Here is a 24781-nt window from a genome sequence, read left to right as displayed (position 1 = left end):
ACCGAACACGGTAGTTAAGCTCTTCAGCGCCGATGGTAGTCGGGGGCTTCCCCCTGTGAGAGTAGGACGCCGCCAAGCTTTTGTTTTTAAAAACATATTTTATCATCGCGGGGTGGAGCAGTTCGGTAGCTCGTCGGGCTCATAACCCGAAGGTCGCAGGTTCAAATCCTGCCCCCGCAACCAAATTTATTCACTACATAAAAGTGAAATATGGTCCGGTAGTTCAGTTGGTTAGAATGCCTGCCTGTCACGCAGGAGGTCGCGGGTTCGAGTCCCGTCCGGACCGCCATTTTTTATTGTAAACGAAACGATCATGTTTTCGTTTTTTTTTGTGTTTTCTTTTATAAGAATCAGCAGCTTGGTTTATTGCCAAGCTTTCTTTATATCGACAAAGTCTTGGACATTAGAACATAATTCGATACACTAGAAGCAGTACACATGCAAAAGTATGGCGGAAAGGAGGTAGTAGTATGGATGAGTTTGACCTGATACACAGTATCACTCCACCGACAATCCATCATTCTTCCGTTGACGTAGGGATTGGTGATGACGCCGCCGTTTATACTGCAAATAGAGGGGTTCAGGAAATTGTGTGCGTCGATACGATGGTCGAGGATGTCCATTTCAAATTGGATTATTCCAGCCCTCAAGATATTGGTTATAAGGCTCTGGCTGTCAATATCAGTGACATTGCCGCCATGGGAGGATTTCCTAAGTTCTATTTGGTTTCTATTGCAGTCCCCACAACGTGGCAGGCATCAGATGTAAGAGCAATGTATGAAGGAATGAATGAACTGGCGAAACTATACCAGATGGATCTGATTGGCGGAGATTCAGTTTCTACTTCGGATAAATTAGTGGTCACTGTGACTGTGATTGGTGAAGTCGAGCAAGGACGGGCGTGTTTGCGAAGTTCGGCTAAGCCGAATGATATTGTGTTTGTGACAGGTGAACTAGGTTGCTCTGCCGCAGGTCTTTCTCTGTTATTAGAAGAGTTTTCTCCTCCTGTATCTATTGAAACGGCTCATTTTATTAAAAGGCATAAACGGCCGGAACCAAGAGTGATGGCTGGCAGGTTATGTTCGGCATTTGAGCGTGTGGCTTTAAATGATATAAGCGATGGATTGGCCAGTGAATTAAATGAAATTGCGGAAGCCAGCTCAGTTACAATTGAAATTGAAGAAAGTCTGCTTCCAGTCCGCCAAGATTTGTCCAAACTTCATCCTCAATGGCAGAAGTGGGCATTATTTGGCGGAGAGGATTTTGAACTTACCGGAACCATTTCAAACCTTGAGTGGGACTTGTTAAAGGAGCAGTGCAAAAAGCTCTGCATCCCTATAAAACAAATAGGGGTAGTAATTGAGAATACAGGAAGCAGTGTAATATTGAATACAGGAAGCCAAAGGATGGCTCTTGAGAAAAAAGGATATAATCATTTTAGATAAGACGGGTGATTTACAGTGAAGCAATTAACATGGAAAACAAAAAATCCCGAAGAGACAAAAGCAATTGCAAAGCTCACTGCTTCGTTTTCAAGACCGGGAGATGTCCTGACATTAGAAGGCGATTTAGGTGCAGGAAAAACCACTTTTACAAAAGGTTTTGCTGAAGGCCTGGGAATTAGTCGTGTAGTGAACAGCCCGACTTTCACTATTATTAAAGAATATAATGATGGCTCGCTTCCTTTATATCATATGGATGTGTATAGAATGGAAGACGAGAGTGAGGATTTAGGCCTGGAAGAATATTTTGAAGGGCAAGGTGTGTGTCTGGTTGAATGGGCTCATTTAATTCATGATCAGCTGCCCCATGACCGTCTGGAAATTGTGCTGAAAAGAGTCGGAGATGAAGAAAGAGAAATTACCTTCACGGCCGTTGGAAAACGGTATGAAACGCTTTGTGAGGAGATCAATAAACATGACAATATTAGCAATTGATACGTCGAACTACACGCTGGGTATAGCCCTGGTACAGGAAACGAAAGTGGTTGCGGAGTATATTACATATCTTAAAAAAAATCATTCTGTAAGAGCCATGCCTGCTGTGCATGCTCTTTTGAACGATTGTGATTTGAAGCCTGAGGATATTTCTAAGGTCGTTGTTGCAAAAGGGCCTGGCTCATATACCGGGGTCAGAATAGGGGTTACACTTGCTAAAACACTGGCATGGTCTTTAAATGTTCCTATTTCTTCTGTATCAAGTTTAGAAGCGTTAGCTGCGAATGGTCGTTATTTCAATGGTTTGATCAGCCCTTTATTTGACGCAAGACGAGGACAGGTGTATACGGGGCTGTATGAATATAAAGACGGCCTTCTGCATCCTGTCCTTCCAGACCGAAATGTGCTGTTGACTGAGTGGCTCGGGATGTTAAAAGAAAAAGGACAGCAAGTATTATTTTTGGGACATGATACAGCGATTCATGATCAGACGATTCAAGATATATTGGCTGCTCAAGCGGTTATCGGAGATACTGTCCTTCACAATCCGCGGCCTTCAGAATTGGCTTATTTAGGTGCTGAAAAAGAGGCCGAGGACGTTCATCAGCTTGTTCCGGATTATTTGCGTCTTGCTGAGGCGGAAGCGAAATGGATCGAAAGTCAAAAATAGGGTGATGTGATGAAAACAAAATCAGCGATTAGAAAAATGCAGCTCGATGATATTGATGAAGTATATGAAATTGAATCGGCTTCCTTTACGTCTCCCTGGACGAAGGAGTCTTTTTACCATGAACTCTTGGAAAATTCATATGCCCATTACCTTGTCATTGAAAAAGATGGCTGTCTGGCAGGTTATTGCGGGATTTGGATTGTGATGGATGACGCACAAATTACGAATATCGCCATCAAGTCTGAATATAGAGGTCAATCTTTAGGAGAGGCTCTTTTTCGTTCGGCGCTTGAACTATGTAAAGAGAAGGAAGCGAGACGGCTTTCACTAGAAGTAAGAGTCTCGAATCATCCTGCCCAAGGCTTATATAAAAAGTGCGGTCTTCAGCCTGGCGGAATCAGAAAAAACTATTATACGGATAACGGGGAAGATGCGTTAATTATGTGGGTGACAATAAATGAATGAGCAAAAAGATTTATATGTATTAGGAATTGAAACAAGCTGTGATGAAACTGCGGCTTCTATTGTTAAAAATGGGAGAGAAATCGTATCGAATGTTGTTGCCTCTCAAATTGAAAGCCATAAACGTTTTGGGGGAGTGGTGCCTGAAATTGCCTCAAGGCATCATGTTGAACAAATTACGCTTGTTATAGAGGAAACATTCTATAAAGCAGGCATGACATTTGCTGATATTGATGCGATTGCTGTTACAGAAGGACCTGGGCTTGTAGGGGCGCTATTGATTGGAGTCAATGCGGCCAAGGCTTTGAGCTTTGCCCACAATATTCCTTTAATCGGAGTTCATCATATAGCGGGTCATATTTATGCGAACAGGCTGATTGAGGAGCTTGTCTTTCCGGCATTGGCGCTGGTTGTTTCTGGCGGACATACTGAGCTGGTTTATATGAAAGAGCATGGTTCATTTGAAGTCATCGGGGAAACACTTGATGATGCTGCAGGCGAAGCTTATGATAAAGTGGCCAGAACAATGGGGCTTTCATATCCGGGAGGTCCTCAAATTGACAAGCTTGCTGAGAAAGGAACTGCGAATATTCCGCTGCCTCGCGCATGGCTTGAAGAAGGGTCCTATCATTTTAGCTTCAGCGGTTTGAAATCAGCTGTGATTAATACGCTTCATAATACAGCTCAGAAAGGGCAGGTTATTTCTCCTGAAGACCTTTCCGCCAGCTTTCAGGAAAGCGTAATCGATGTGCTTGTGACAAAAACGGCACGTGCAGCGAAGGAGTACGGCGTTAAACAGGTTCTTCTTGCGGGAGGAGTGGCTGCCAACCGAGGCTTGAGGGCTGCATTACAGGAAGAATTTGATCAGCATAGTGATATCGATCTGTTAATTCCTCCGCTTTATTTATGTACTGATAATGCGGCAATGATTGCTGCTGCCGGTACGATTGCATATGAAAAAGGAATACGGGGCACTTACTATATGAACGGTCAGCCCGGACTTGAATTGATATCCTTTGAAAGTCTCACAAGATAATGTGAGGCTTTTATTTTATTAACAGATAATTCTTAATTATCCACAATGGTGTGAATAATTATTAAACTAAAGGTGGATAAAGGGATTGTAGCCTGTTAGTAACGGGGATAAAATCAGAATATTTTGTGGATATTGTGTATAAAACGCTTTCTTTCTTGATTGGAAAGGCATTTTTTTGTGGATAAAAAAACACCTCTAAAAAGAGGTGCTTGACTTTTTTATATGTCTTCTGTGGACAGTTCTTCCCATTCTGCAAGCAGGTTTTCCAGGTTGTGATTCAAATTTTCATTGTCTGCATGAATGGCTTGGACTTTCTCGTGATTTTGATATACTTCAGGGTCACAAAGCATTTCTTCGTTGTGGCTGATTATTTCTTCTATCTCTGATACATTTGATTCAATTTCTTCGATGCGTCTGATTCTTTGGCGTTCTTTCTTTTTCCACTCTTTTTCTTCTTCATATGATCGTTTTGATTCAGATTTTCCGGCGGCCGGGCTCTGTACTTGTTCGGCTGTCTGCTGCTCTAATTCTTCTAGTTCGCGCTGCTGTGTTTTTTTCTCGGTATAGTAGTCATAGTCTCCAAGGAACTCTTCAACATTGTTTCTGGACAGTTCAAATACTCTTGTTGCGATACGGTTTATAAAATAACGATCGTGAGAGACAAATAAAAGAGTGCCCGGATAGTCGATCAGTGCATTCTCAAGCACTTCTTTGCTATCTAAATCAAGATGGTTCGTCGGTTCATCAAGAATAAGAAAATTGGCCTTTTGAAGCATCAGCTTTGCCAATGCGACTCTGGCTTTTTCACCGCCGCTTAGTGAATGGACTGGTTTCAGGACATCATCTCCTGAGAATAAGAAATTCCCAAGGCATGTTCGAATCTCTTTCTCTGCAAGCTCCGGATATTCGTCCCACAGCTCGTCCAGTACGCGTTTAGATGATGTCAATTTGGCCTGTTCCTGATCGTAGTAACCGATACTGATATTTGACCCGTAGGAAATCGTTCCTTTATCCGGCTCAAGTGTTTTGATCAATATTTTTAATAAGGTTGATTTTCCGATTCCGTTCGGGCCGACAAGTGCGGCGCTTTCTCCTCTTGTGATGCTGAACGTCAGTCCGGTGAGGAGCGCCGGCTGATCCTTATAGCTGATGGTGAGATCTTGGGCACGTAAGACGTCATTTCCGCTTTGCTTTGTTATTTCGAAACGGAAAGCGGCTGTTTTTTCGTCACCTAACGGCCTAGACATGACGTCCATCCGTTCAAGCTGCTTCCGTCTGCTTTGTGCCCGTTTTGTTGTAGAGGCTCTGGCCAGGTTTCGGTCAACAAAGTCTTGCAGCTTGGCGATTTCACCTTGCTGTTTTTCGTACATTTTCAGATCCTTTTCATACTGCTCGGCTTTTTGTTCTAAATAGGCACTGTAGTTGCCATGATATTTTTTGCTTTCTGAGCGTGAGACCTCGTACACTTGATTGACCACTTTATCAAGAAAGTAGCGGTCATGGGAAACGATAAGGATGGCGCCTTTATAGCCCTGTAAGTAGTGTTCAAGCCACGTCAGCGTATCAATATCGAGGTGGTTGGTCGGTTCATCCAGGATAAGCAAATCGGGCTGTGTTAACAGCAGCTTCCCCAATGCAAGTCTTGTCTTTTGCCCGCCGCTTAGACTCTGTACTTGTGCGGTATCGTCAAAATGGCTAAAGCCGAGCCCGTGCAGCACAGATCTCACATCTGCTTCATATTGATAGCCGCCTTTGTCTTTAAAATCCTGCTGAAGCCGGTCATAGGTTTTCATCAGAGCTTCAAGGTCATTTGCTTCAGCGGTCGCCATTTTTTCTTCAATGAGACGCATTTCTGTTTCCATCTCTTTTAGGAAATCAAATACCGTCAGCAATTCCTCTTTTATGGTAAGCTGAGAATCCAGGCTTGTGTGCTGCGCAAGATAACCCATGGATAAATCTTTAGGTTTCACGATTTCGCCCTTTTCATATGACAGCTGACCTGCGATAATTTTAAGGAGAGTCGATTTTCCGGCTCCGTTTCTGCCTACGATGGCAATTCGATCCCGGGATCTGACTTCCAGCTTTATATTGGTTAAAATAGTATCAGCTCCAAAAGACTTGGATAGCTGATTAACTTGTAAGATCATCATGTTATTTCACCTCTGTTATAATAAGTTAAGTGTAGCTTATCAATCAGCAGTCAGCAAACAATACATCGGAACTGGAAGATTATTGTTGAATAAGACATAGAGAAGAAAATAGTGTATGATCTTCTTAAGGAGAGTTTAATATGAATGGATTTTCTCATTTTAATGAACAGGGCAGAGCCCAGATGGTTGATATAAGCCAAAAATCTTCAACTGTTCGTACTGCGATTGCAGTTTCAAGCGTACACATGAAAAATGAAGTGTACGAAAAAATAAAAAGCCATGACATCGGCAAAGGAGACGTGCTTGCCGTTGCACAGGTTGCCGGAATTATGGCGGCGAAGCAAACTTCATCTATTATTCCAATGTGCCATCCCCTCTCGCTGAGCGGAGTTGATATCTCTTATGGGTGGGAAAACAAGGAATCAGAAGCCATTCTTCATATACAAGCAAGTGTCAAAACGAAAGGGAGTACAGGTGTGGAAATGGAAGCGCTAACTTCTGCTTCTGTGTCCGCCCTTACCGTTTATGACATGTGCAAGGCTCTAGATAAGGGCATGGTCATCGGTCCTACCTGCTTGTTAGAAAAAACAGGCGGGAAAAACGGTGATTTTAAAAGAGAAACATCCGAGTACGATTTGGAGGACCAAAAATGAATAAGGATCAATCAAAAATTCCGCAGGCGACAGCAAAACGGCTGCCGCTTTATTATCGCTTTTTAAAGAATCTGCATGCATCAGGAAAGCAGCGCGTTTCGTCTGCTGAGCTGAGTGATGCCGTAAAAGTAGATTCCGCCACGATCCGCAGGGACTTTTCCTATTTTGGGGCGCTGGGCAAAAAAGGATATGGATATAATGTGGATTATTTGTTGTCGTTTTTCAGAAAAACACTTGATCAGGATGAAACGACAAATGTCATCTTAATCGGTGTCGGAAATTTAGGAACAGCATTTCTCCACTATAATTTCACAAAAAATAATAATACAAAAATTTCAATGGCTTTTGATATAAATCAGAGTAAAATAGGAACTGAGGTAGGCGGAGTTCCCGTTTATAATTTAGATGATCTTGAGGTCCATATTAAGGACGTGCCCGTTGCGATTCTCACTGTCCCGGCGGTCGCCGCCCAATCTATTACAGACCGATTGATCGCCCTTGGAGTGAAGGGAATCCTTAACTTTACGCCGGCTCGTTTGAATGTGCCGGAACACATTCGAATTCATCATATAGATTTAGCTGTCGAACTTCAGTCACTGGTTTATTTTTTGAAGCACTACTCGGTAATAGAAGAAATCGAATAAAAGGAAAGGGGGAGCCCAAAATATGCCGATCGGTCCTGGAAGCCTTGCCGTTATTGCAATTGTAGCGTTGATTATCTTTGGCCCTAAGAAACTGCCTGAACTGGGAAAAGCAGCCGGAGACACACTTCGTGAATTCAAAAATGCTACTAAAGGTTTAGCGAGTGATGAAGAGGAGAAGAAAAAAGAAGATCAGTAAGATAGGATGACCCTTATGAAAGTTAATCAAATGTCGCTTATAGAGCATATCACTGAACTTCGAAGACGGTTGCTTATCGTGGCGATTTCTTTTGTCGTCTTCTTTATCGCAGGCTTTTTTTTAGCGAAGCCTGCTATCGTTTATCTGCAAGGGACTGATGAAGCGAAGGAGCTTACACTGAATGCGTTTAATCTGACAGACCCGCTGTACGTGTTTATGCAGTTCGCGTTTATCATCGGTCTTGTCCTGACCTCGCCAATTATTCTTTTTCAGCTTTGGGCTTTTGTAAGTCCGGGATTGTATGAAAAAGAGCGCAAGGTTACGCTTGGGTATATCCCGATCGCCATTATGCTGTTTTTAGCAGGCGTGTCATTTTCCTATTATATTTTGTTTCCTTTTGTTGTTGATTTTATGAAGCGGATTTCTAATGATTTAGATGTGAATCAAGTGATAGGAATTAATGAATATTTTCATTTTCTCCTGCAGCTGACGATTCCGTTTGGCCTGCTGTTTCAAATGCCGGTCATTCTGATGTTTCTGACAAGGCTGGGGATTGTTACACCGATGTTTTTGGCGAAAATCCGCAAATACGCTTATTTCACGCTGCTTGTCATTGCCGCGCTGATTACGCCGCCGGAGCTTTTGTCTCATATGATGGTAACTGTTCCGCTCTTGATCCTGTATGAAATCAGCATTTTTATATCGAGGACTGCTTATCGGAAGTCGCAGAAAAACATGGCGGAATCTGATAAGGATGTATCTTCATAAGACATAAAAAAAGCCAGCCCTGTTTTTAAAGGGACTGGCTTTTCATTATTTCTGATCTTTCTTCAACTTAAGCGAAAAAGCAAACATTTTAAAAGAAATGCTTATATTGTAAGCGGCGAAGACCATCAGCAAAATGGAATAAAAAGACCACATGCTGCCTGGTGAGCTTGCGGCGAGGTAAGTGAAAATGACGCCGACGGCAAAATATATCAATCCCCAAGTCACTGGGTTCCTCATAAAAATAATCCTCCAATAATCAATTGCATTTGCGCGCTCTGCTGCTCAAGGTATTTTTGAACAGGTTCAAGCTGCATCAAAACCACGAATGTATTCATCATTATATGGGCAAAAATCGGTACGATAATCCGCTTTGTGCGTGCATATAGAAATGCGAAGGTAAAACCCATCGCTGTATATAATAGAATGTGTTTCAAATCAGCATGCACAATGCCGAAAATAATCGAACTGATCAGGCCGGCAATAAAGAAATTTGTTTTTTCATACAGTACGCCGAAAATGATTTTCCTAAAAATGATTTCTTCTAAAATTGGACCGATGATGGAAGAAACGGCAATCATCAGCGGAACTGACTGAATGATTTTCAGGATGGCTTCGGTATTTTCTGATTCTCTGCCGATTCCTAAGACATAGTATTCTATAGATCCAGCAATCATCTGAGAAATAAGGGCGAGGAAAATACCGATAATCGCCCACATGATTGAAATGCCGACAGGAGCCTTTTTTTCATTTCGGAGCGTACATTTCGGAGCTGTTCTTAAAATAAGAAGAACAATGACCAGGCCGATGACAAAGCTGATGACAGACCACAAACCCTGAGCCTGAATCAAGTTTTCATCGGTTACTTGTCCGCCTCCAAATCCCGCTTTATATAATAAAGGGACGCCGATGATGACTGAAAATTGCATGAGGACATATGTCAAAATAATAAACCAATACTGTTTTTTCAAATGGTATGTACTCCTTTATCCAATAAGATCAACTCATCTATAGCTATTGTAACACAACTCGACTAACGGTAAAAAAGCGAGGCGGCAGGAGACGCGGAAAGAATAATGTAAGCGTGAAAATTTTTTATTCTTATCACTTGAAATTGGAAGTGAGATTCTTTATTATAAGAATTGTGTTAGCACTCTTTAGAGCTGAGTGCTAAAATTACATATTCATACTATTGAGGAGGTTATTACATTGTTAAAGCCATTAGGTGATCGCGTTGTCATTGAACTCGTAGAATCTGAAGAAAAAACTGCCAGCGGAATCGTTTTACCGGATTCTGCAAAAGAAAAGCCTCAAGAAGGCAAAATTGTGGCTGCCGGTTCAGGTCGCGTGTTAGAAAGCGGAGAGCGCGTTGCTTTAGAAGTAAAAGAAGGCGACCGCATTATCTTCTCAAAATACGCAGGTACTGAAGTGAAATATGAAGGTACTGAATACTTAATTTTACGTGAAAGCGACATTTTAGCTGTTATCGGATAAAACAGATTTTAAAATAAATTTTTAAAAACTTGAGGAGGTTTCGTGACATGGCAAAAGATATTAAATTTAGTGAAGAAGCACGCCGCGCAATGCTGCGCGGAGTAGATGCACTTGCTGATGCGGTGAAAGTAACTTTAGGACCAAAAGGACGCAACGTGGTTCTTGAGAAAAAATTCGGTTCTCCGTTAATCACAAATGATGGTGTAACAATCGCGAAAGAAATCGAGCTTGAAGACGCGTTTGAAAACATGGGTGCAAAGCTTGTAGCTGAAGTAGCCAGCAAAACAAACGATGTAGCGGGTGACGGTACGACTACAGCTACAGTACTTGCTCAGGCTATGATTCGTGAAGGCCTTAAAAACGTAACGGCAGGCGCTAACCCTGTAGGCGTTCGTAAAGGTATGGAACAAGCTGTAACAGTTGCGATTCAAAACCTTCAAGAAATCTCTAAACCGATCGAAGGAAAAGAGTCTATCGCTCAGGTTGCTGCGATTTCTGCTGCTGATGAAGAAGTCGGAAGCTTGATTGCTGAAGCGATGGAGCGCGTTGGAAACGACGGCGTTATCACAATCGAAGAGTCTAAAGGTTTCACAACTGAGCTTGAAGTAGTTGAAGGTATGCAGTTCGACCGCGGATATGCATCTCCTTACATGGTAACTGACTCTGATAAGATGGAAGCGGTTCTTGAAAATCCTTACATCTTAATCACAGACAAAAAAATTACAAATATTCAAGAAATCCTTCCTGTGCTTGAGCAGGTTGTTCAGCAAGGCAAACCATTGCTTCTGATTGCTGAGGATGTTGAAGGTGAAGCTCTTGCAACACTTGTTGTGAACAAACTTCGCGGCACATTCAACGCAGTTGCCGTTAAAGCTCCTGGCTTCGGTGACCGTCGTAAAGCAATGCTTGAAGACATTTCTGTCCTTACTGGCGGAGAAGTCATCACAGAGGATCTTGGCCTTGACCTGAAATCAACTGAAATCGGACAATTGGGACGCGCTTCTAAAGTCGTTGTGACAAAAGAAAACACAACAATTGTTGAAGGTTCTGGCGAAACAGACAAAATCGCTGCACGCGTAAACCAAATCCGCGCTCAAGTGGAAGAAACAACTTCTGAATTCGATAAAGAAAAATTACAAGAGCGTCTTGCGAAACTTGCTGGCGGCGTAGCTGTCATCAAAGTCGGCGCAGCGACTGAAACTGAATTAAAAGAGCGTAAACTTCGTATCGAAGATGCCCTTAACTCAACTCGCGCAGCAGTTGAAGAAGGTATCGTATCCGGCGGAGGAACAGCACTTGTGAATGTATATAACAAGGTAGCTGCAGTTGAAGCTGAAGGTGATGCTCAAACTGGTATCAACATTGTGCTTCGCGCGCTTGAAGAACCAATCCGTCAAATCGCACACAATGCAGGTCTTGAAGGATCTGTCATCGTTGAGCGCTTGAAAAATGAAAAAATCGGCGTAGGCTTCAACGCTGCAACTGGCGAATGGGTAAACATGATCGAAAAAGGTATCGTTGACCCAACAAAAGTTACACGTTCTGCACTACAAAACGCAGCTTCTGTAGCAGCAATGCTCTTAACAACTGAAGCGGTTGTTGCTGACAAACCAGAAGAAAATGCCGGCGGCGCAGGAATGCCTGACATGGGCGGCATGGGCGGTATGGGCGGCATGATGTAAAACCGACAAAAAACCCTTGATTTACAAGGGTTTGTCGGCGACGGACATCATTTTTGATGCCCTTTTGATGCCATTTATAAATTTTCGAGGCTTCTCATGAGTTCACCGAACTTGTGAGAGGCTTCTTTTTTTCTGTCTTTTGTAATGTGTAAATAAACCTGTGTGGTTGTCTTATCTTCTGTGTGTCCTAACCGGTCCATAATTCTTTGTAAATCGACGCCGGCTTCAGCGAGCAATGAAGTATGAGTATGCCGCAGGGTATGAGGAGTTAGCTTTTTGTCTATGTTTGATTTTTTTAGAACAGTTCTAAAACGGTTTTCAATAGTTTTGATAAACGGCGGGTAACCCCAATATGGACCATTCAATCGACCAAATACAAAATTCTCATCGTACCATTCATGCTTTATTTGCATCTTGACTTTGTTTTGGTTTACTTTGTGTTTTTTTAGGACGCGCAGGACTTCGTCTTCGACATCAATGATTCTTATTGATCCCTTTGTTTTAGGAGGAAGCAATTGATAGTCTTTTGTAACGTTATTTCCGTTATAGTATGTTTTTGTTATTTTGATTGTTTTTTCTTCAAAGTCTATATCAGTCCATTTAAGCGCGGCAAGTTCCCCAGCACGCAGTCCCGTCCAAGCTAAAGTGTGCAACATGGCATAAGATTCATAATTGGAATTTAATGCCGTATGCAAAAAATGTTTCAGTTCGGTTTTCTCCAAGTATTTATCCTCAATCTTCTCATTTTCAATCTCTTCAACAGTTTTTTTGTCTTTTGGTAAATAGGCGAACTCAGTTGGATCAACAAAGATTAAATCCTGAGCCCGTGCCCGTTTAAATATCATACGAGCTGTGCCGTGTATTCCGGATATAGTGTTTTGACTGAGCTGTTTGTCAACTTTCATATCAGTCAGAGCGTCTTGATACATCTTTTTAGTGATGTCCTTTAATTTACAGAATCCGAAGTATTGATTTAGAAGCCCAATTTCGTGACGTCTCACACGTATGGTGCTGATTTTTTTATCTGTGCTACTGTAGACAGTCAGCCATTCATCGGCCATATCTTTGAATAGAATATTGTTTTTTAGATCAAGTTTTGCTTTCCCCAATGTGTATTCGAGATCGAGAGCAGCTTTCTTTGCATCGGAAAGCTTTTTAAATCCTCTTCTAACAACTCTCTGGCGTTTACCAGTCTGCGGATCAACACCGTTTTCAATAATAAACATGTGACGCTCGCCTTTTTTAGTTTCGTATTTTTCAAATCTCGCCATATGATCACCACCCAAGTATTTTTAGATTTATTGATTAATACTGTAGAGCTGCCTATACCACATGAAGGAAAATTGTTTTCTTGTGTACATAGCAAGTCGTTTAGCAGCAAAAGGATATGTCACATTAAAGGTGTCACCTATTATCTTTATAGCCTCTGACTGCATGCATGGCAACGAAATCTTTTCAAGCATAAAAGTAGGGACACAAAAATGATACATAAAGCTATTAGCCTGGTACTCTTGTAGCTGGCGAAACATGCGATTCATATTGAACTGGTTTCCGCAGTGTTTAATCACATGCCCAAGCTCGTGTACAAAGTCCTCCCATTGCTGTTGACGAGAGGACCTTGAATCCAACACCATGCTGTAAAGACCATTTATACAAAACATGCTGCTCGGGGTTTTTTCGTAGTGTGTCCATATCTTAAATGCAGCTGCAATACGCTCCATGTCTATATCTTCAGGAGTAAGCATATTTAATTTGATATAAATCTTCTTCACTTCTTCTTCTAAATGTGATAAATGGATAGTCATAATAAGCACCGCCAAGATGAGAATGTATGTTCTGTTTTTGGTGTGAAAGAAAAGCCCAAGGAAAAGGGCTATTATAAATTAAGTAATTGTTTCTTCTTGATTTCATACTCTTCTTGAGTGATTGCATCCATGTCCAATAACTCTTTGTATTTTTTTAACTCGTCAGCTACAGAGATACTTGAAGCTGGTGCGGGTCCCGCGGTTGCTGCCGTTTGAGCTGGCGCAGACTGACGCTCCTCGATATATTTTTGAATTTCTAACACCATTGGTAATTCAGTTTTTATAAATGTGAATGAGTTATCATCCTGTATAGCATCCCATAAACCACTTGTTTCATTAGCTGCCGCGGTGAGAAATTGAAAATACCCAGATGTGACTAATCCAGGCTTTTTAATTTGGACTCCAGTTAGTTCGCTAATTCTGTATGATTTTTCACCACTGTACCCACGAGTGATAGTGTTAACTGCGCCTTTTCTTGCAACCCTTACGAAGTTGCCATCCAAAGTGACTGTCGTTTTGGCAGATTTAAAATAGTAATCTTTAATGTTCTTCTTGAGTTCTTCTTGCTGATGTCTATGCTTTTCTTCATTACCGGCAATTTTTGATTCCACAAACTTTAGAAGTGCTTCAATATCACCTTCTGATATAGAATTGATATTTAAGTTTTCGTCTGCTGTTTCGAAATCAATCTTATATCCAATCATAGGCTTCCGACTGTTTGAAATTTTAATAATCTCTTCATATGACCATTGCGTTACAACAGGTTGTTTTTTCTTCAAAACAATGAAGTATACGAGATTTTCAGTTGCAATAAAAAGCCCCCAAGATGAGTCACCTTTCATACACCCACAAACGAGTTCACTGATACTCTCGCTCTTTTCATCGAGTATAGTTTTGGCGACTTCGTAAGTCCTTGCAAAATTTTTAGAAGCTTTCATAGTTTTTTTAAACTGACAATTATAAATCTCACCATTTTCGAATAGAAGTGACAACTGTAATTTCCCCTTTTTATAAAAAAATGTCATTAGAAAATTAAAAGAAATCCCCGTTTTCTTGGTACACCAATGGGAGATGGTTAGTAAATCAGTGGTATACCGTTGGGAGAAGGGCGTTTCTTCAAGCCGTTGTTGCATAAGGGTTTGAAGGCTTGTAATTATTTACATTTGTACACGAATGGGATTACATTAGTTACCATTCGACTTTTTTGGGAAACTTCTATTAATAACTAAATAACTAAAGAATAACTAAATCAATAAAGATGATTCATTACCAATGTCGCTGTTATATCATTATTTGTATCACTTGTATTAATTATCAGTATTCGGACTTTTACGACCTTTTGCCTTTTCTTTCTCCCTCAGGTAATTGATAAAATCAATAGCTTGTCTACGAGCTTCCTCAGAAAAGTCCGCAGCCTCCCTAAAGGCAATTTGCAGGTCAGGATCATCTGTAACATTGTAAGGAGTCTTTTCTTCCTCGACCACAGGTTTTGTATTAGAGTACCCTAGTAAATAATCAGTTGATACTTCAAAGAAGTCAGCAATTTTTTTTAATGTTTCATAGTCAGGCTGTCTTTTACCGATTTCATACTGGGACAAAGATGAACGTGTAATCTTCAATCTATTTGCTAAGCCCTGTTGTGTGAGCTTTTTACTTTTTCGTAATTCTACTAAACGGTCACTTAACATGTTTAACTCCAACTTTCTTGTGACATATTGATCCAATCACAATTATAAGACACATTATGTAGCAAAATAAACTTTTGCCACGAAAAGTTGCAAAATAATATTGACAGACACAAATTGTGGCATTATAATTTAGTTAAGTTGATACCAAATGTGGCAAAGAGAGGTGAGGAAATTGGAAAATGTAAGAGAAAGAAAACTTCTATCAGACATTAGGAAATCAATAGGTTCTCAACAGATAGTCGCAGACGACCTTAATATATCAAGGCAATATTTAAGTGCACTTGAAAATGGTGGTAGAAATCCCACTGTAAAATTAATGGTTAAGATGTCTAAGTATTTTAAAGTTAGTGAAAAAGAATTATTCCCTGACCTTTTTTTTGAAATTAAATGCAACAATTCGTTGCAGGAATCTTATACAGCATAGGAGTGAGAACATGAAACAAATTAATGAAAAAGCCACCGCTGTAACGGCGGCTAGTGATTCAGATAATGCATGTACTGATTGTGGTAGAGCATGGAGCGGGAGATTAAATTTCTGTGGAGTGTGTGGAAATCGGCTAATTCCTTATTCACAACTCAAAAATTTTTTCCCGAATACCAAATTTATAAAAATTAACTACTAGTTGATTGACCGATATTGCGTCTCTTCTTCCAAAGTTCTGTTCTAGCTAGATCAAGTTCAAAGAAAAAGGAAGTAATGTCTTGGAAAGTATTTTCGATTGAACCACCCGAGTGCAACTGAATTTCTTTGATTGCTGTACTTGTTACATGAACTTTTGTTTGCCCATTTTCATTTTGGAACGATAGGTCACCAGCATAGTAATAGATTTTGTTTTCGTCTGGAAGGTAGATACTAATCATTTGAGACGAAGGATGGATACTCAAAATCACTTCGTTTGGTAGATCAATCAACATTGCCCCATCACGCTCTTTAGCAAATCTAAACCATTTGCCAGTGATTGTTTGTACTAGAGTACTTCCATCTTGGAAATCTGACATAGTCAACACCACCTTTCTATGAAGATTTTACCACATGAGAGAGTGGAAGATTTAAAAAAACAGCATAGGAGGTTAATGAATGCCCCAAGCAGTTATTACCTTTGATGAAATGACAGCCATGGTTTTTAAGGACCAAATGGAAAAGCTTTTTCAGGCAGCTTATGAAAAAGGCGTTGAAGATGGACGAAAAAAATACGCCTATCCACCTGTTCTAAATGTTAATCATTTAACTGAAATTCTCTCAGTAAAAAGGCCGACGATCGCCAAAATCACTGCGAGACCGGATTTTCCTAAATTCACTGAGATTCAAGCAAGATATCCCCGTGACGAAGTGTTCGACTGGATTAAAAGGAACACAGCTTATATCAAGGAGGTTACAGCGTGAATCAGCTCGTTTTTATTGAAGGCAACCAAGCCGTAACAAACAGCCTGACAGTGGCTAAGGTATTCGGAAAACGACACGCCGATGTAATAAAAAGTATTGAATCACTCAATTGCTCCAAGGAATTTACTGAACGAAATTTTTCGTTGAGTGATTATCAAGATGCAACTGGTCGAACGTTAAAAAAATATCTAATCAAACGTGATGGACTCACATTTTTAGTTTTCGGTTACTCGGGCGCAAAAGCAGCGCTATTCAAAGAAAAATACATTGCGGAGTTTAACCGCATGGAAGCCGAGTTGCAAAAAATGACTCAGCCGTCCTACATGATCGAAGATCCAGTCAGCCGGGCAAAGCGATGGATCAGCGAGCAGGAAGAACGGCAGCAACTTGAACAAACATTGAAGATTCAAGAACCATTAGTCAACTTTGCACAGAGTTGTATGGCATCAGAAAGATCAATGCTTGTTCGTGAACTGGCAAAGCTTGCTTGTAAAAACGGCATCGTTATCGGTGAGAAACGGCTCTTTCAGAAGCTGCGCGAATGGAAGATGATCATGGCCAACAGAAATGAGCCATACCAGGAATACATCGAGCGAGGCTTCTTTGAAATCGCACAGGGGGTGCGAGATGTAAACGGCACGCCGAAGTCCTGGCTGACAATGCGCATCACTCCGAAGGGACAAGCCTTCATCATCAATAAGCTGAAACAGCAAGCGAGCTAGTTCCTTCATTAATTAAATTTTACCATTTAAAACTAAATATATCAGGGGGCGAACTTATGTCGAACAATCCATACAATATGGACAATTTACCCAGCATTCTCAGGCGGGAACGCAAAAGGGCGAAATTGTCGCAGTATCAAATTGGCAAGGTTATCGGGAAAAGAGATCAGTCGTATGTCTCGAATGTCGAAAACGGTATTTTTCCTTTAACGCCTGAATTGTGTATCAAGTGGTTTGAAGCTTGCGGGGCTTATGAACATATCGATCTCGTACATTTCTTATTTAAACTTCATCCAACAGCAGCGGCGCCTATTGATCCAGCGTTAAATGAGAGCGCAAGTAGCGCAGTTATCAATATGATTCATCAGCTCGAAGAGGCATTACAAGCTACAAAGCATTTGGCGCGCTGGCTGGCAAATGATCGGCCCGGAAGGTCAGATGATTTACCGATGGGGGATATCAAACAGATATTTGATCTGATCCCAGCAAATAAAACACTGATTTATTCGTTAGTGCGGAGTCATGGACTGAATATGCCAGAACTGGCTGACAGGTGGACCCGCAAAGCATTAATGGATCGGGTTGCTATGGCAAAACAAGAAGAAAGAAAGGCGGTTTTAGTATGAAAACTAATCAGTTTTTGAAGTCAGATGTAGATGCAGCAAAAAGAAAAATTGAATCAGCGGAAGAGCTTTCTATCATGCTTTCAGAGGCATTGCGTGATGGTGATTATGAAGAGGCAATCAGTCTCGCTGGGAGTATCAAAGTTCTTACAGAGGATGTCAGCCGACTGGCTAATAAAGGTCGTTTGTATGAAACAGCTATGAAAATGCAACAACGAGGTATCAATTTGGCAGTGATAAGTAGGTGTCTGGGATGAACATCGAAAACCCAATGATTCTGAACAACTGGCACGACAGACTGGCTGAGCCAGAAACACAAAAGGATTTTTTCGGGGATGAAGTAACGCCAATTGATGATTATGTGATTGACTGCGGCACTTTGATTTTGAGAGAAAATCTTGATCGATATCTAAAGCAGCAGCTTGGTTTCAAATTTAAAAATGAGCAATAAAAAAGCCCACTCGGCAAAGTGGACTCGGTAAGGCGTTTTGACTTGAATATTTACTTAATTATACCAAAACGCCTCATAAAAATCAATGGAGGTTTTATACATGGCTAAAGCAGTTAAAGTGGCATTCAGCGAGCGTGCGGAGGATCAGCAGCGTTTAAGACAGGCGGGAGGTTCGATTGTGTTCGGTAAGGGCAAACCACTGTTCCAATTCCCTTCAATGGACCATTATCGAGAATGGCAGCGGCTTGGAACGGAAGCTTACAAAAGAAAGGTGGCAGAAGCACAATGAATGGATTATCACAGGTAGATTACTCAGATTACATGCCGGCTTCTCAGCAGGCATCCAGCGTGACTACAGAGGCAATGGTAAGCCGGCAGGCGCAAGAAGTACAGGCAGCTATGGTTATTGCAAAGAAATTTCCTCGTGACGTTTATGCGGCGTTTGAACGCATCAGAAAAGCCTGTGAAAGACGATTATTAGCTGAAAATGCTGTCTATGAATACCCACGCGGCGGAAGTAAAGTGTCAGGGCCATCAATTAGGTTGGCCGAAGCGCTGGCGCAGAATTGGGGCAACATTGATTACGGAATCATGGAGCTTGAGCAGAAAGCCGGGGAATCCTCTGTCATGGCCTACGCTTGGGACCTTGAAACAAACACACGACAAACCAAAATTTTTACTGTGAAACACGAAAGAAAGGCAAAGGGAAAGATCACAAAACTAGATGATCCACGCGATATTTACGAAATGGTTGCCAACCAAGGAGCTCGACGTGTCCGGGCTTGTATTCTCGGTGTCATACCTGGTGACATTGTCGATGCTGCGGTTGATATGTGTCAAAAAACTTTGATCAGCGGATATAAAGAACCTTTGGAAGATCGTCTCAGAAGCGCGTTGTCTCTCTTTAAAAAAGAGTTTGGTGTTACTAAGGAAATGATTCAGGAATACATCGGCAGCAATTTAGATGCATTCACAGAGCAAGACTTTCTCAAAATAGGTCGCATTTATACAGCGCTTCGTGATGGTATGGCAAAGAAAGAAGATTACTTCAATATCAAGGCGACAGGCGCAACTAAATCAAAGGCTGAGGAAGCATTCAAAAAGCAAAAAGAACAAGCTGACAAGCCTGCTGATAGCAAAGAAAAGGCGGGTGATCCTGCTAATGCGGATACCGGCGCTAAACAAGGGGAACTATTATTCTAACGAGATTGATAGATACTACATGTCAAACTCTCAATATAAAAGCTTTCTTCAATGTGAGGCAGCAACTATGGCAAAGATTAACGGAGAATGGACGCCCCCCACGTCGGAGGCCCTTCTCTTCGGTCAATACGTTCATGCCTGGCTTGAAGGTGAACAGGCTTTTGATGAATTTAAGAAGAACACACCTTCACTATTTACTCAGAAAGGACAGCTGTACAAGCAATATCAGTTAGCTGATCTGATGATTGAGGCGATTCAGCATGATGATCTCTGTATGTTTGTTCTTCAAGGAGAAAAGGAAGTCATTGTAACTGCTGAATTGTTTGGTGTTCCGTGGAAAGGAAAGCTGGACGTATACAACCCAGCTGGCGGCCGTTTCTCCGATCTGAAAACAACACGGTCATTGCGGGAGAAAGTTTGGGATCCGGAAATAGGATATTGCTCATTTGTTGAGGCGAATGGCTATATTGCACAAATGGCACTGTATGCAGAGCTTGAAAAAAGAATGACTGGACGGAGCGAATGGCTTGAGCCCCTGATCGTAGGGGTTTCAAAAGAAGATCCACCTGATAAAGCTGTCATCAATATTGATGAAGGTAGGATGGAAGTAGAGCTTGAGGATATTGAAAAACGAATGGAACGCATTATCCAAGTTAAATATGGTGGGGAGAAGCCTGAACGGTGCGGAAAGTGCAAGTATTGCCGGGCAACTAATCAACTGAACAGCATCATACATTTTTCGGAGCTGGTTAGTTGATGGAAAGGGCAATGATCAAAGTCCATATTCCCCATTGTTATGTCTGGCTTGTGAAGACTGTCCGACGAGATATGCGAAAAGACTTGTACACGCGGTATGTCACTGACTACCTCAAAAGAAATGAGCCGACGCTACGATTAATTGAAATTGATTTTAAAGCCCTGACAGCACTGTGTGAAAGGAAGTAGGTGAGCGGCATGGATATGGAAGGTTGGGGTTACGTTATTGTCCCTTCTCGCCAATTTACAAACAGGCGCGAAAAGATGATTTATATGTGCTTACTCGAAGAGGCTGCTTTCGCACCATTTGGATCGCTAAAGGTTGGGGAAGCGATGATCAACGTTGCTGAATTGGCGAGAGAAGCTTCCATTGACGTAAAAAAGGTGCGTTATTCGCTCAGTAAGTTAGAAGAATCAGGATTTATCAAAACGAGGCGCTTGAAGCAGAACAAAGGGGTCATTGTCACCATTGTTGATTATGTAAAACTTCAAAATACCAAGAATTACGGGAAGAAATCGGAGTCGGTACAGGACGAAACGCCAGCACAAGAAGAGCAGCAGGAGGTTGAGAAGAAAGTGAAAGGTAACGTATTTGCATTTTTTGAAGACGAGGGGTTCGGCCTTCTATCATCGTTCATGGCTGAGAAGCTTAATAGCTTAATAGACGATTACGGCGAAGACAAGGTGTTGGATGCAATGAAAGAGGCAGTAACGCGGAACGCCCGCAATCTTGCCTACGTACAGCGTATTCTCCAGTCAAACAAGAACAAAAGTAAGGAGTGGCAACATGGAAACACACAAAACGCAAAGTACAGACGCGGCAATGGCAGCAATACTGAAGAAGCTTCAGGAAAGGTCAGCCCAATTTTCGGCGGGGTCGGCCGGATCAGAAGAAAAGGCTGATTATGAATGCACGAAATGCAAAGATCAGCTTGGCTATATCGAAAACAGGGACGGCTATGAGGTCTGGGTTCGGTGCAAATGCATAGAGCGTCGGCGCATCCGGAAACTGATGAATTCTAGTGACATAACTGCTGAATTTGAGAAGTTGCAATTCAAGAATTTCACAACAGAAGGAAAGCCAGCTGTTTTGAAAGACGCTTACGATACTGCGGTTGAATACTATAAGGGTTTTGATAGCATACGGGGCACTCGAAGCAACAGCATTGCCTTACTGGGGCAGCCGGGATCAGGGAAAACGCACTTGTTGACAGCTATTTCTAATAAGCTGATCAAATCGAAAAACATAGCCGTTCAGTATTTTCCTTACGTGGAAGGCTTCAACGATCTGAAAGATGACTTTGACAAGCTTGAAGAAAAACTCAATCGCATGAAAGAGATTGAAGTCCTATTTATAGATGACTTATTCAAGCCTATGAATGGAAAGCCTCGGGCAACCGATTGGCAGGTGGAGCAGACATACTCCGTCATCAATTATCGGTATCTGAATCATAAGCCGGTCTTAATCTCGAGTGAATTGGACATCGAGAAACTTGTGGAGATTGATGAGGCACTTGGCACCCGGATTTATGAAATGTGCGCGGACTATTGCGTGATCATCAAAGGCGACAGAATGCTATTAAATCATAGATTGGCAGGGTTGAGAAATGGATGAAAAAACGAACATTAAAGGATCCGAAGGAATGTATATGTTCGGACCTGCTGAACAAACAGGCGGACAAGACCTTACACCAGCTATCCGGGTACTGGAGGAAAAGATCAAACAAATGGAGCTGATGCGCAGTGCTTAAAGCGGTGATCCTGCTGTCAGCCATCATACTTACGGCACCGTACAAGGAGAAGCAGATTCAGCAATGGGAACAGATTGACGGGAGGTAATGACGAGTGAGTCTTATTCAGTTTATAGTTTACGGCGAACCGGTTGCACAAGGGCGGCCGCGGGGATCGGTTCGTAATGGCAAGGTAAGAATGCATGATCCTGCAAAATCAAAGGATTTCAAACAGTATGTTGCATTGGTTGCGTCACAGCATCGACCAAAGAAGGTTATCACTGGTCCTGTCGCAATGGATGTCAGAGTATTCAGACCGATGCCGAAAAAAGTTTCGAGCTCCCAAAAGAAAAAAGAGAGCGCGGAAAAGGGGCTTCTGCGCCCAATTACGAAGCCGGACGTTGACAACTATGTAAAGGGGATCAAAGACGCACTAAACCATCTGATATACAAGGATGATAGTCAGGTAGTTGATCTGAAAGTCAGTAAGTTTTATAGCGAAGAACCACGGGTGGAAGTCATCATAACGGAGATTGTACTTTGATGAGCCAAAAATCAATTCAGGAGGTCGTTACCATGCAAGAAAACATTAATCCTTACAATCCGGGCCCGGTAAAAGTATGGAAGATGACGCCGGAAGAATTAGCGGCATATGTCGAAAAGCATCCGATCATCTACCGGGAGGATTTAAAGCCGTCGCCAGCTTTTACAATGGAAAAGTGGAAATACGAACCCTATTAAGCACAAAAAAGCACCGAAGCCGTAGCCCCGGAGCTTTGATATGAACTGGTACTTCTATCATAGCACAGGGGGCGGCCAGAGTGAACAAGCCAACAGAAATAAAAAACTATGAAACAACTATTCAGCAGAGCATTGAGCCGGGGAAAGTCCGCATCATCGTTTTAGATGGCACTGAAGGAACAGCCCATTTACTGGACGCCCCGGAACACGGTAAAACAATCATTCAAACAATAAAAGGCGGCCTGGCTCGTTGTGATTACGAAATAGGCCATAAATTCAAATAGCAGGGGCTTTCCCCTGCGGGGGAGGAACGGGCATGAGTAACAAAATAGATAAGATTAAACACTGGTATGAAAAAGAGGGATCTGTCAGTCCAGATGATTTTAAATGGCTGATTGATCGAACTGATCTGTCTTTTAAGCAGCAGGACGCAATCACGGAATATAAACGGTCGGAGGAAGTCACGGTGAATCAGTTCCGGCAGGCACAGGAAGAGATTCAGCGGCTACGGGCGGAGAAAAAGAAAATAGAAAAGAAATTCAAAAAGGCTATTAAGGAAATACGAGACATACGGGATGTTGCGGGGAAAAGCACAGGAGCTTATTTATTTGCTAAAAATGCATTAGTTGCATTGGAGGGTGATGCGGAATGAATAACATCAAAATACGGTACGTTTTCCGGCATAAGGACACAGGCAATATCGAAGTGAAAACGTACTTTATCAGTCAGCTTGAAGAACGCCCGGCGCGCCAACTGTCTCCTGTCTTTTGTGAAGAGTTCGGTTATGAGTTGATCAGCCGGGATTTATGGACGGGCAAAAAAGATAAGAACGGCAGGGAGATTTATGAGGGGGATGTTGTACGCATCACAAATGAAGATGATGAGGAAGAATACAATATTTGCGAAGTCAAGTTTTCAGGCGGTGCCTTCCAAGTGGATGTATCAGGGATTTCCTCTGATTATGACTTAACAGCCATCGGATGGGTGGAATACGCAACTATCGAAACCGTCGGCGACGTACATCGGAATCCAGAAATGTTAGGCGGTGCGGCAGAATGACGCCATTACAAGTAGAGCTGCAGCGGGCAGTCAAATCCACGAAAGATGAAGCGATGACAGTTGAGCAGGCTGCGGAATATCTAAAAGTACATCCAGATTACATACCGGTGCTCGTGGCAAAGTCAGACGATCTGAAAATGATCGGTGAGGAAACAATTATTGCAAAGCGTGATAAGACGAATGGCTGGCTCATTGGGGCGATGGTTTTGGTTTTATTCTTTGCAATCGCAGTCGGCTGGGAATAGGGGGTTAAGGCATGGCAACAACTGAGCAAATAAAACGCATGAACGATATTAATGATCTGATAAAGCTTATCGCAAGCATTGATCATCGTACATTCTACCGCAAGTCAAAGGATCGCATAGCGTATTTCAGATTTAAGAAAAAACTGTTCTTCGTTGATGATTACACGGGGGATGACGTTTACCCGTATGAAATGGGATACGGTAGTCCAAACGGTTTTTCGCATGGAGGCAACATGTGGCAACTGGTCAACAGCTTTCGAAAGTTCATCATAACAGGGAAATGCGGCGAGCTGAGGGATTATAAAGAAATATGGGCTTACAGCTATGAAGGATGTATGAAGATCCGTCAGAAGGCGAAGGAGATCGGTTTCATTGAAAGCGTTGATTACGCCTACAGTTTTGATGAATGGGCTGATAGTAAATGATCGAATACAGCTGCCCTGAATGTGGTCACAACGAATTAGATATAAAAATCCGCCCAGATGCTTGCTGCCCGAAATGTGGCTGCAACATGGGCGTTGAGGAGGAAATAGCGTGAAACTGGATTACATGCAGGCTTTCGAACAAGCATTGGCTGTCTTCCGTGAAAAGCACGGACCGGAAACAGGCGGCATTCTGCTGATGTGTCATGTGCATGAATTTCTACAAAATACCGTCGGTGGGCGGAAATAAGGGAGAGATACAA

The 24781-nt window shown here is 42.0% G+C and carries 40 protein-coding genes, 2 tRNA genes and 1 rRNA gene; 35 read left to right on the top strand and 8 right to left on the bottom strand.

Annotated features, from left to right (window positions below; translation table 11 throughout):
- The 8 genes from rrf to tsaD all read left to right on the top strand — a co-directional run.
- Window positions 1-78 (top strand): 5S ribosomal RNA (gene rrf, locus AXI57_RS22585); the annotation flags it as partial.
- Window positions 79-106: 28 nt separating this feature from the next.
- Window positions 107-183 (top strand) — tRNA-Met (locus tag AXI57_RS20525).
- A gap of 29 nt (window positions 184-212) precedes the next feature.
- Window positions 213-289 (top strand) — tRNA-Asp (locus AXI57_RS20520).
- 181 nt (window positions 290-470) lie between these two features.
- A complete protein-coding gene (gene thiL / locus AXI57_RS20515; protein ID WP_010787706.1) occupies window positions 471-1445 on the top strand; it encodes a thiamine-phosphate kinase in 975 nt (324 codons plus the stop codon).
- Between the two features lie 15 nt (window positions 1446-1460).
- Window positions 1461-1937 carry a tRNA (adenosine(37)-N6)-threonylcarbamoyltransferase complex ATPase subunit type 1 TsaE gene (tsaE, locus tag AXI57_RS20510; RefSeq protein ID WP_010787707.1) on the top strand — a complete coding sequence of 159 codons (477 nt, stop codon included), beginning with the start codon at window positions 1461-1463 and terminating at the stop codon, window positions 1935-1937.
- Window positions 1918-2607 carry a tRNA (adenosine(37)-N6)-threonylcarbamoyltransferase complex dimerization subunit type 1 TsaB gene (gene tsaB / locus AXI57_RS20505; RefSeq protein WP_061671160.1) on the top strand — a complete coding sequence of 230 codons (690 nt, stop codon included), beginning with the start codon at window positions 1918-1920 and terminating at the stop codon, window positions 2605-2607. Before tsaE ends, tsaB begins: the two co-directional genes overlap by 20 nt.
- A 9-nt stretch (window positions 2608-2616) precedes the next feature.
- The gene (gene rimI, locus AXI57_RS20500) at window positions 2617-3072 is read left to right on the top strand and encodes a ribosomal protein S18-alanine N-acetyltransferase (protein WP_003328535.1); all 456 of its coding nucleotides are present in this window, start codon (window positions 2617-2619) and stop codon (window positions 3070-3072) included.
- Window positions 3065-4105, top strand: coding sequence for a tRNA (adenosine(37)-N6)-threonylcarbamoyltransferase complex transferase subunit TsaD (gene tsaD, locus AXI57_RS20495; RefSeq protein WP_061671159.1), 1041 nt, complete (start codon window positions 3065-3067; stop codon window positions 4103-4105). Before rimI ends, tsaD begins: the two co-directional genes overlap by 8 nt.
- Window positions 4106-4323: 218 nt before the next feature.
- Here the strand turns inward: tsaD and AXI57_RS20490 are convergent, their stop codons facing one another.
- Window positions 4324-6255 carry an ABC-F family ATP-binding cassette domain-containing protein gene (locus tag AXI57_RS20490; RefSeq protein ID WP_061671158.1) on the bottom strand — a complete coding sequence of 644 codons (1932 nt, stop codon included), beginning with the start codon at window positions 6253-6255 and terminating at the stop codon, window positions 4324-4326.
- 140 nt (window positions 6256-6395) lie between these two features.
- Between AXI57_RS20490 and moaC the strand changes: the two genes are divergently transcribed.
- Genes moaC through tatC form a run of 4 tightly spaced genes read left to right on the top strand, consistent with a single transcriptional unit; the run spans window position 6396 to window position 8516 of the window.
- The gene (gene moaC / locus AXI57_RS20485; RefSeq protein WP_061671157.1) at window positions 6396-6908 is read left to right on the top strand and encodes a cyclic pyranopterin monophosphate synthase MoaC; all 513 of its coding nucleotides are present in this window, start codon (window positions 6396-6398) and stop codon (window positions 6906-6908) included.
- On the top strand, window positions 6905-7552 hold the full coding sequence (locus tag AXI57_RS20480; protein ID WP_003328531.1) for a redox-sensing transcriptional repressor Rex: 648 nt from the start codon (window positions 6905-6907) through the stop codon (window positions 7550-7552). The genes moaC and AXI57_RS20480 overlap by 4 nt, the downstream gene beginning before the upstream one ends.
- A gap of 22 nt (window positions 7553-7574) precedes the next feature.
- Window positions 7575-7748, top strand: a complete 174-nt coding sequence (gene tatAY / locus AXI57_RS20475) for a sec-independent protein translocase protein TatAY (RefSeq protein WP_003328530.1) — start codon at window positions 7575-7577, stop codon at window positions 7746-7748.
- A gap of 6 nt (window positions 7749-7754) precedes the next feature.
- Window positions 7755-8516 (top strand): twin-arginine translocase subunit TatC, encoded by a 762-nt coding sequence (gene tatC, locus AXI57_RS20470; protein ID WP_087941821.1) that lies wholly within the window; start codon window positions 7755-7757, stop codon window positions 8514-8516.
- A gap of 45 nt (window positions 8517-8561) precedes the next feature.
- Here the strand turns inward: tatC and AXI57_RS20465 are convergent, their stop codons facing one another.
- Window positions 8562-8753 (bottom strand): YdiK family protein, encoded by a 192-nt coding sequence (locus tag AXI57_RS20465; RefSeq protein ID WP_003328528.1) that lies wholly within the window; start codon window positions 8751-8753, stop codon window positions 8562-8564.
- Entirely contained in the window at window positions 8750-9484 is a 735-nt protein-coding gene (locus AXI57_RS20460) for a CPBP family intramembrane glutamic endopeptidase (protein WP_061671156.1), read from the bottom strand. Before AXI57_RS20460 ends, AXI57_RS20465 begins: the two co-directional genes overlap by 4 nt.
- Window positions 9485-9722: 238 nt before the next feature.
- Here AXI57_RS20460 and groES point away from each other — a divergent pair, with 238 nt between their 5' ends.
- Together groES and groL are read left to right on the top strand one after the other, a co-directional pair.
- Window positions 9723-10007, top strand: coding sequence for a co-chaperone GroES (gene groES, locus AXI57_RS20455; protein ID WP_003155970.1), 285 nt, complete (start codon window positions 9723-9725; stop codon window positions 10005-10007).
- A 47-nt stretch (window positions 10008-10054) separates the two neighbouring features.
- Window positions 10055-11689, top strand: a complete 1635-nt coding sequence (gene groL / locus AXI57_RS20450; RefSeq protein WP_003328525.1) for a chaperonin GroEL — start codon at window positions 10055-10057, stop codon at window positions 11687-11689.
- 74 nt (window positions 11690-11763) lie between these two features.
- On the opposite strand, the gene AXI57_RS20445 is transcribed toward groL, so the two are convergent.
- The 4 genes from AXI57_RS20445 to AXI57_RS20430 all read right to left on the bottom strand — a co-directional run bounded on the left by AXI57_RS20445 (window position 11764) and on the right by AXI57_RS20430 (window position 15182).
- Window positions 11764-12960: a tyrosine-type recombinase/integrase gene (locus tag AXI57_RS20445; protein WP_010787714.1), complete on the bottom strand. Its 1197-nt coding sequence runs from the start codon at window positions 12958-12960 to the stop codon at window positions 11764-11766.
- 27 nt (window positions 12961-12987) lie between these two features.
- Window positions 12988-13494, bottom strand: coding sequence for an ImmA/IrrE family metallo-endopeptidase (locus AXI57_RS20440; protein ID WP_061671155.1), 507 nt, complete (start codon window positions 13492-13494; stop codon window positions 12988-12990).
- A gap of 71 nt (window positions 13495-13565) precedes the next feature.
- Window positions 13566-14486 (bottom strand): DUF4429 domain-containing protein, encoded by a 921-nt coding sequence (locus tag AXI57_RS20435; RefSeq protein WP_238380220.1) that lies wholly within the window; start codon window positions 14484-14486, stop codon window positions 13566-13568.
- Between the two features lie 315 nt (window positions 14487-14801).
- Window positions 14802-15182, bottom strand: a complete 381-nt coding sequence (locus AXI57_RS20430) for a helix-turn-helix domain-containing protein (RefSeq protein WP_061671153.1) — start codon at window positions 15180-15182, stop codon at window positions 14802-14804.
- A gap of 172 nt (window positions 15183-15354) precedes the next feature.
- Here AXI57_RS20430 and AXI57_RS20425 point away from each other — a divergent pair, with 172 nt between their 5' ends.
- Window positions 15355-15606, top strand: coding sequence for a helix-turn-helix transcriptional regulator (locus tag AXI57_RS20425; protein WP_202906620.1), 252 nt, complete (start codon window positions 15355-15357; stop codon window positions 15604-15606).
- A gap of 10 nt (window positions 15607-15616) precedes the next feature.
- Window positions 15617-15805: a hypothetical protein gene (locus tag AXI57_RS20420; protein ID WP_061671152.1), complete on the top strand. Its 189-nt coding sequence runs from the start codon at window positions 15617-15619 to the stop codon at window positions 15803-15805.
- Here the strand turns inward: AXI57_RS20420 and AXI57_RS20415 are convergent.
- A complete protein-coding gene (locus AXI57_RS20415) occupies window positions 15795-16181 on the bottom strand; it encodes a hypothetical protein (RefSeq protein ID WP_061671151.1) in 387 nt (128 codons plus the stop codon). The two genes, AXI57_RS20420 and AXI57_RS20415, sit on opposite strands and share 11 nt — an antisense overlap.
- A gap of 79 nt (window positions 16182-16260) precedes the next feature.
- Between AXI57_RS20415 and AXI57_RS20410 the strand changes: the two genes are divergently transcribed.
- The 19 genes from AXI57_RS20410 to AXI57_RS21845 all read left to right on the top strand — a co-directional run bounded on the left by AXI57_RS20410 (window position 16261) and on the right by AXI57_RS21845 (window position 24768).
- A complete protein-coding gene (locus AXI57_RS20410; RefSeq protein ID WP_061671150.1) occupies window positions 16261-16566 on the top strand; it encodes a helix-turn-helix transcriptional regulator in 306 nt (101 codons plus the stop codon).
- Window positions 16563-17288, top strand: a complete 726-nt coding sequence (locus tag AXI57_RS20405) for a Rha family transcriptional regulator (protein ID WP_061671149.1) — start codon at window positions 16563-16565, stop codon at window positions 17286-17288. Before AXI57_RS20410 ends, AXI57_RS20405 begins: the two co-directional genes overlap by 4 nt.
- Window positions 17289-17344: 56 nt before the next feature.
- Window positions 17345-17914, top strand: a complete 570-nt coding sequence (locus AXI57_RS20400) for a helix-turn-helix domain-containing protein (protein ID WP_061671148.1) — start codon at window positions 17345-17347, stop codon at window positions 17912-17914.
- On the top strand, window positions 17911-18168 hold the full coding sequence (locus AXI57_RS20395; protein ID WP_061671147.1) for a YqaH family protein: 258 nt from the start codon (window positions 17911-17913) through the stop codon (window positions 18166-18168). Before AXI57_RS20400 ends, AXI57_RS20395 begins: the two co-directional genes overlap by 4 nt.
- Window positions 18165-18362 (top strand): YqaI family protein, encoded by a 198-nt coding sequence (locus AXI57_RS20390; protein WP_061671146.1) that lies wholly within the window; start codon window positions 18165-18167, stop codon window positions 18360-18362. The genes AXI57_RS20395 and AXI57_RS20390 overlap by 4 nt, the downstream gene beginning before the upstream one ends.
- Before the next feature lie 100 nt (window positions 18363-18462).
- On the top strand, window positions 18463-18651 hold the full coding sequence (locus AXI57_RS20385) for a hypothetical protein (RefSeq protein WP_061671145.1): 189 nt from the start codon (window positions 18463-18465) through the stop codon (window positions 18649-18651).
- A complete protein-coding gene (locus AXI57_RS20380) occupies window positions 18648-19565 on the top strand; it encodes a hypothetical protein (protein WP_061671144.1) in 918 nt (305 codons plus the stop codon). The genes AXI57_RS20385 and AXI57_RS20380 overlap by 4 nt, the downstream gene beginning before the upstream one ends.
- Entirely contained in the window at window positions 19525-20322 is a 798-nt protein-coding gene (locus AXI57_RS20375; protein WP_303740898.1) for a PD-(D/E)XK nuclease-like domain-containing protein, read from the top strand. The genes AXI57_RS20380 and AXI57_RS20375 overlap by 41 nt, the downstream gene beginning before the upstream one ends.
- 197 nt (window positions 20323-20519) lie before the next feature.
- On the top strand, window positions 20520-21224 hold the full coding sequence (locus AXI57_RS20365) for a DnaD domain protein (protein WP_061671170.1): 705 nt from the start codon (window positions 20520-20522) through the stop codon (window positions 21222-21224).
- A complete protein-coding gene (locus tag AXI57_RS20360) occupies window positions 21109-21936 on the top strand; it encodes an ATP-binding protein (RefSeq protein ID WP_238380219.1) in 828 nt (275 codons plus the stop codon). Before AXI57_RS20365 ends, AXI57_RS20360 begins: the two co-directional genes overlap by 116 nt.
- Window positions 21929-22072, top strand: a complete 144-nt coding sequence (locus tag AXI57_RS21855) for a hypothetical protein (RefSeq protein WP_169800253.1) — start codon at window positions 21929-21931, stop codon at window positions 22070-22072. Before AXI57_RS20360 ends, AXI57_RS21855 begins: the two co-directional genes overlap by 8 nt.
- A 94-nt stretch (window positions 22073-22166) precedes the next feature.
- On the top strand, window positions 22167-22595 hold the full coding sequence (locus tag AXI57_RS20355) for a RusA family crossover junction endodeoxyribonuclease (protein ID WP_061671141.1): 429 nt from the start codon (window positions 22167-22169) through the stop codon (window positions 22593-22595).
- Between the two features lie 32 nt (window positions 22596-22627).
- Window positions 22628-22792 (top strand): hypothetical protein, encoded by a 165-nt coding sequence (locus tag AXI57_RS21850; RefSeq protein ID WP_169800254.1) that lies wholly within the window; start codon window positions 22628-22630, stop codon window positions 22790-22792.
- Window positions 22793-22872: 80 nt separating this feature from the next.
- Complete coding sequence (locus tag AXI57_RS20350) at window positions 22873-23076, top strand: XtrA/YqaO family protein (protein WP_061671140.1); 204 nt, start codon at window positions 22873-22875, stop codon at window positions 23074-23076.
- A gap of 32 nt (window positions 23077-23108) precedes the next feature.
- Entirely contained in the window at window positions 23109-23444 is a 336-nt protein-coding gene (locus AXI57_RS20345; protein ID WP_061671139.1) for a hypothetical protein, read from the top strand.
- Window positions 23441-23851 (top strand): YopX family protein, encoded by a 411-nt coding sequence (locus tag AXI57_RS20340; protein WP_061671138.1) that lies wholly within the window; start codon window positions 23441-23443, stop codon window positions 23849-23851. Before AXI57_RS20345 ends, AXI57_RS20340 begins: the two co-directional genes overlap by 4 nt.
- Window positions 23848-24096 (top strand): hypothetical protein, encoded by a 249-nt coding sequence (locus tag AXI57_RS20335; RefSeq protein ID WP_061671137.1) that lies wholly within the window; start codon window positions 23848-23850, stop codon window positions 24094-24096. The genes AXI57_RS20340 and AXI57_RS20335 overlap by 4 nt, the downstream gene beginning before the upstream one ends.
- A gap of 11 nt (window positions 24097-24107) precedes the next feature.
- Window positions 24108-24521: a hypothetical protein gene (locus AXI57_RS20330; protein ID WP_061671136.1), complete on the top strand. Its 414-nt coding sequence runs from the start codon at window positions 24108-24110 to the stop codon at window positions 24519-24521.
- A 109-nt stretch (window positions 24522-24630) separates the two neighbouring features.
- Window positions 24631-24768 (top strand): hypothetical protein, encoded by a 138-nt coding sequence (locus AXI57_RS21845; RefSeq protein WP_169800255.1) that lies wholly within the window; start codon window positions 24631-24633, stop codon window positions 24766-24768.
- Window positions 24769-24781 lie beyond the last annotated feature (13 nt).

The sequence above is a fragment of the Bacillus atrophaeus genome (assembly GCF_001584335.1).
Taxonomy (GTDB): Bacteria; Bacillota; Bacilli; order Bacillales; family Bacillaceae; genus Bacillus; species Bacillus atrophaeus.
The sequence above is the reverse complement of the archived record's forward strand: the minus strand, read 5'-3'. Positions and strand labels throughout refer to the sequence as shown.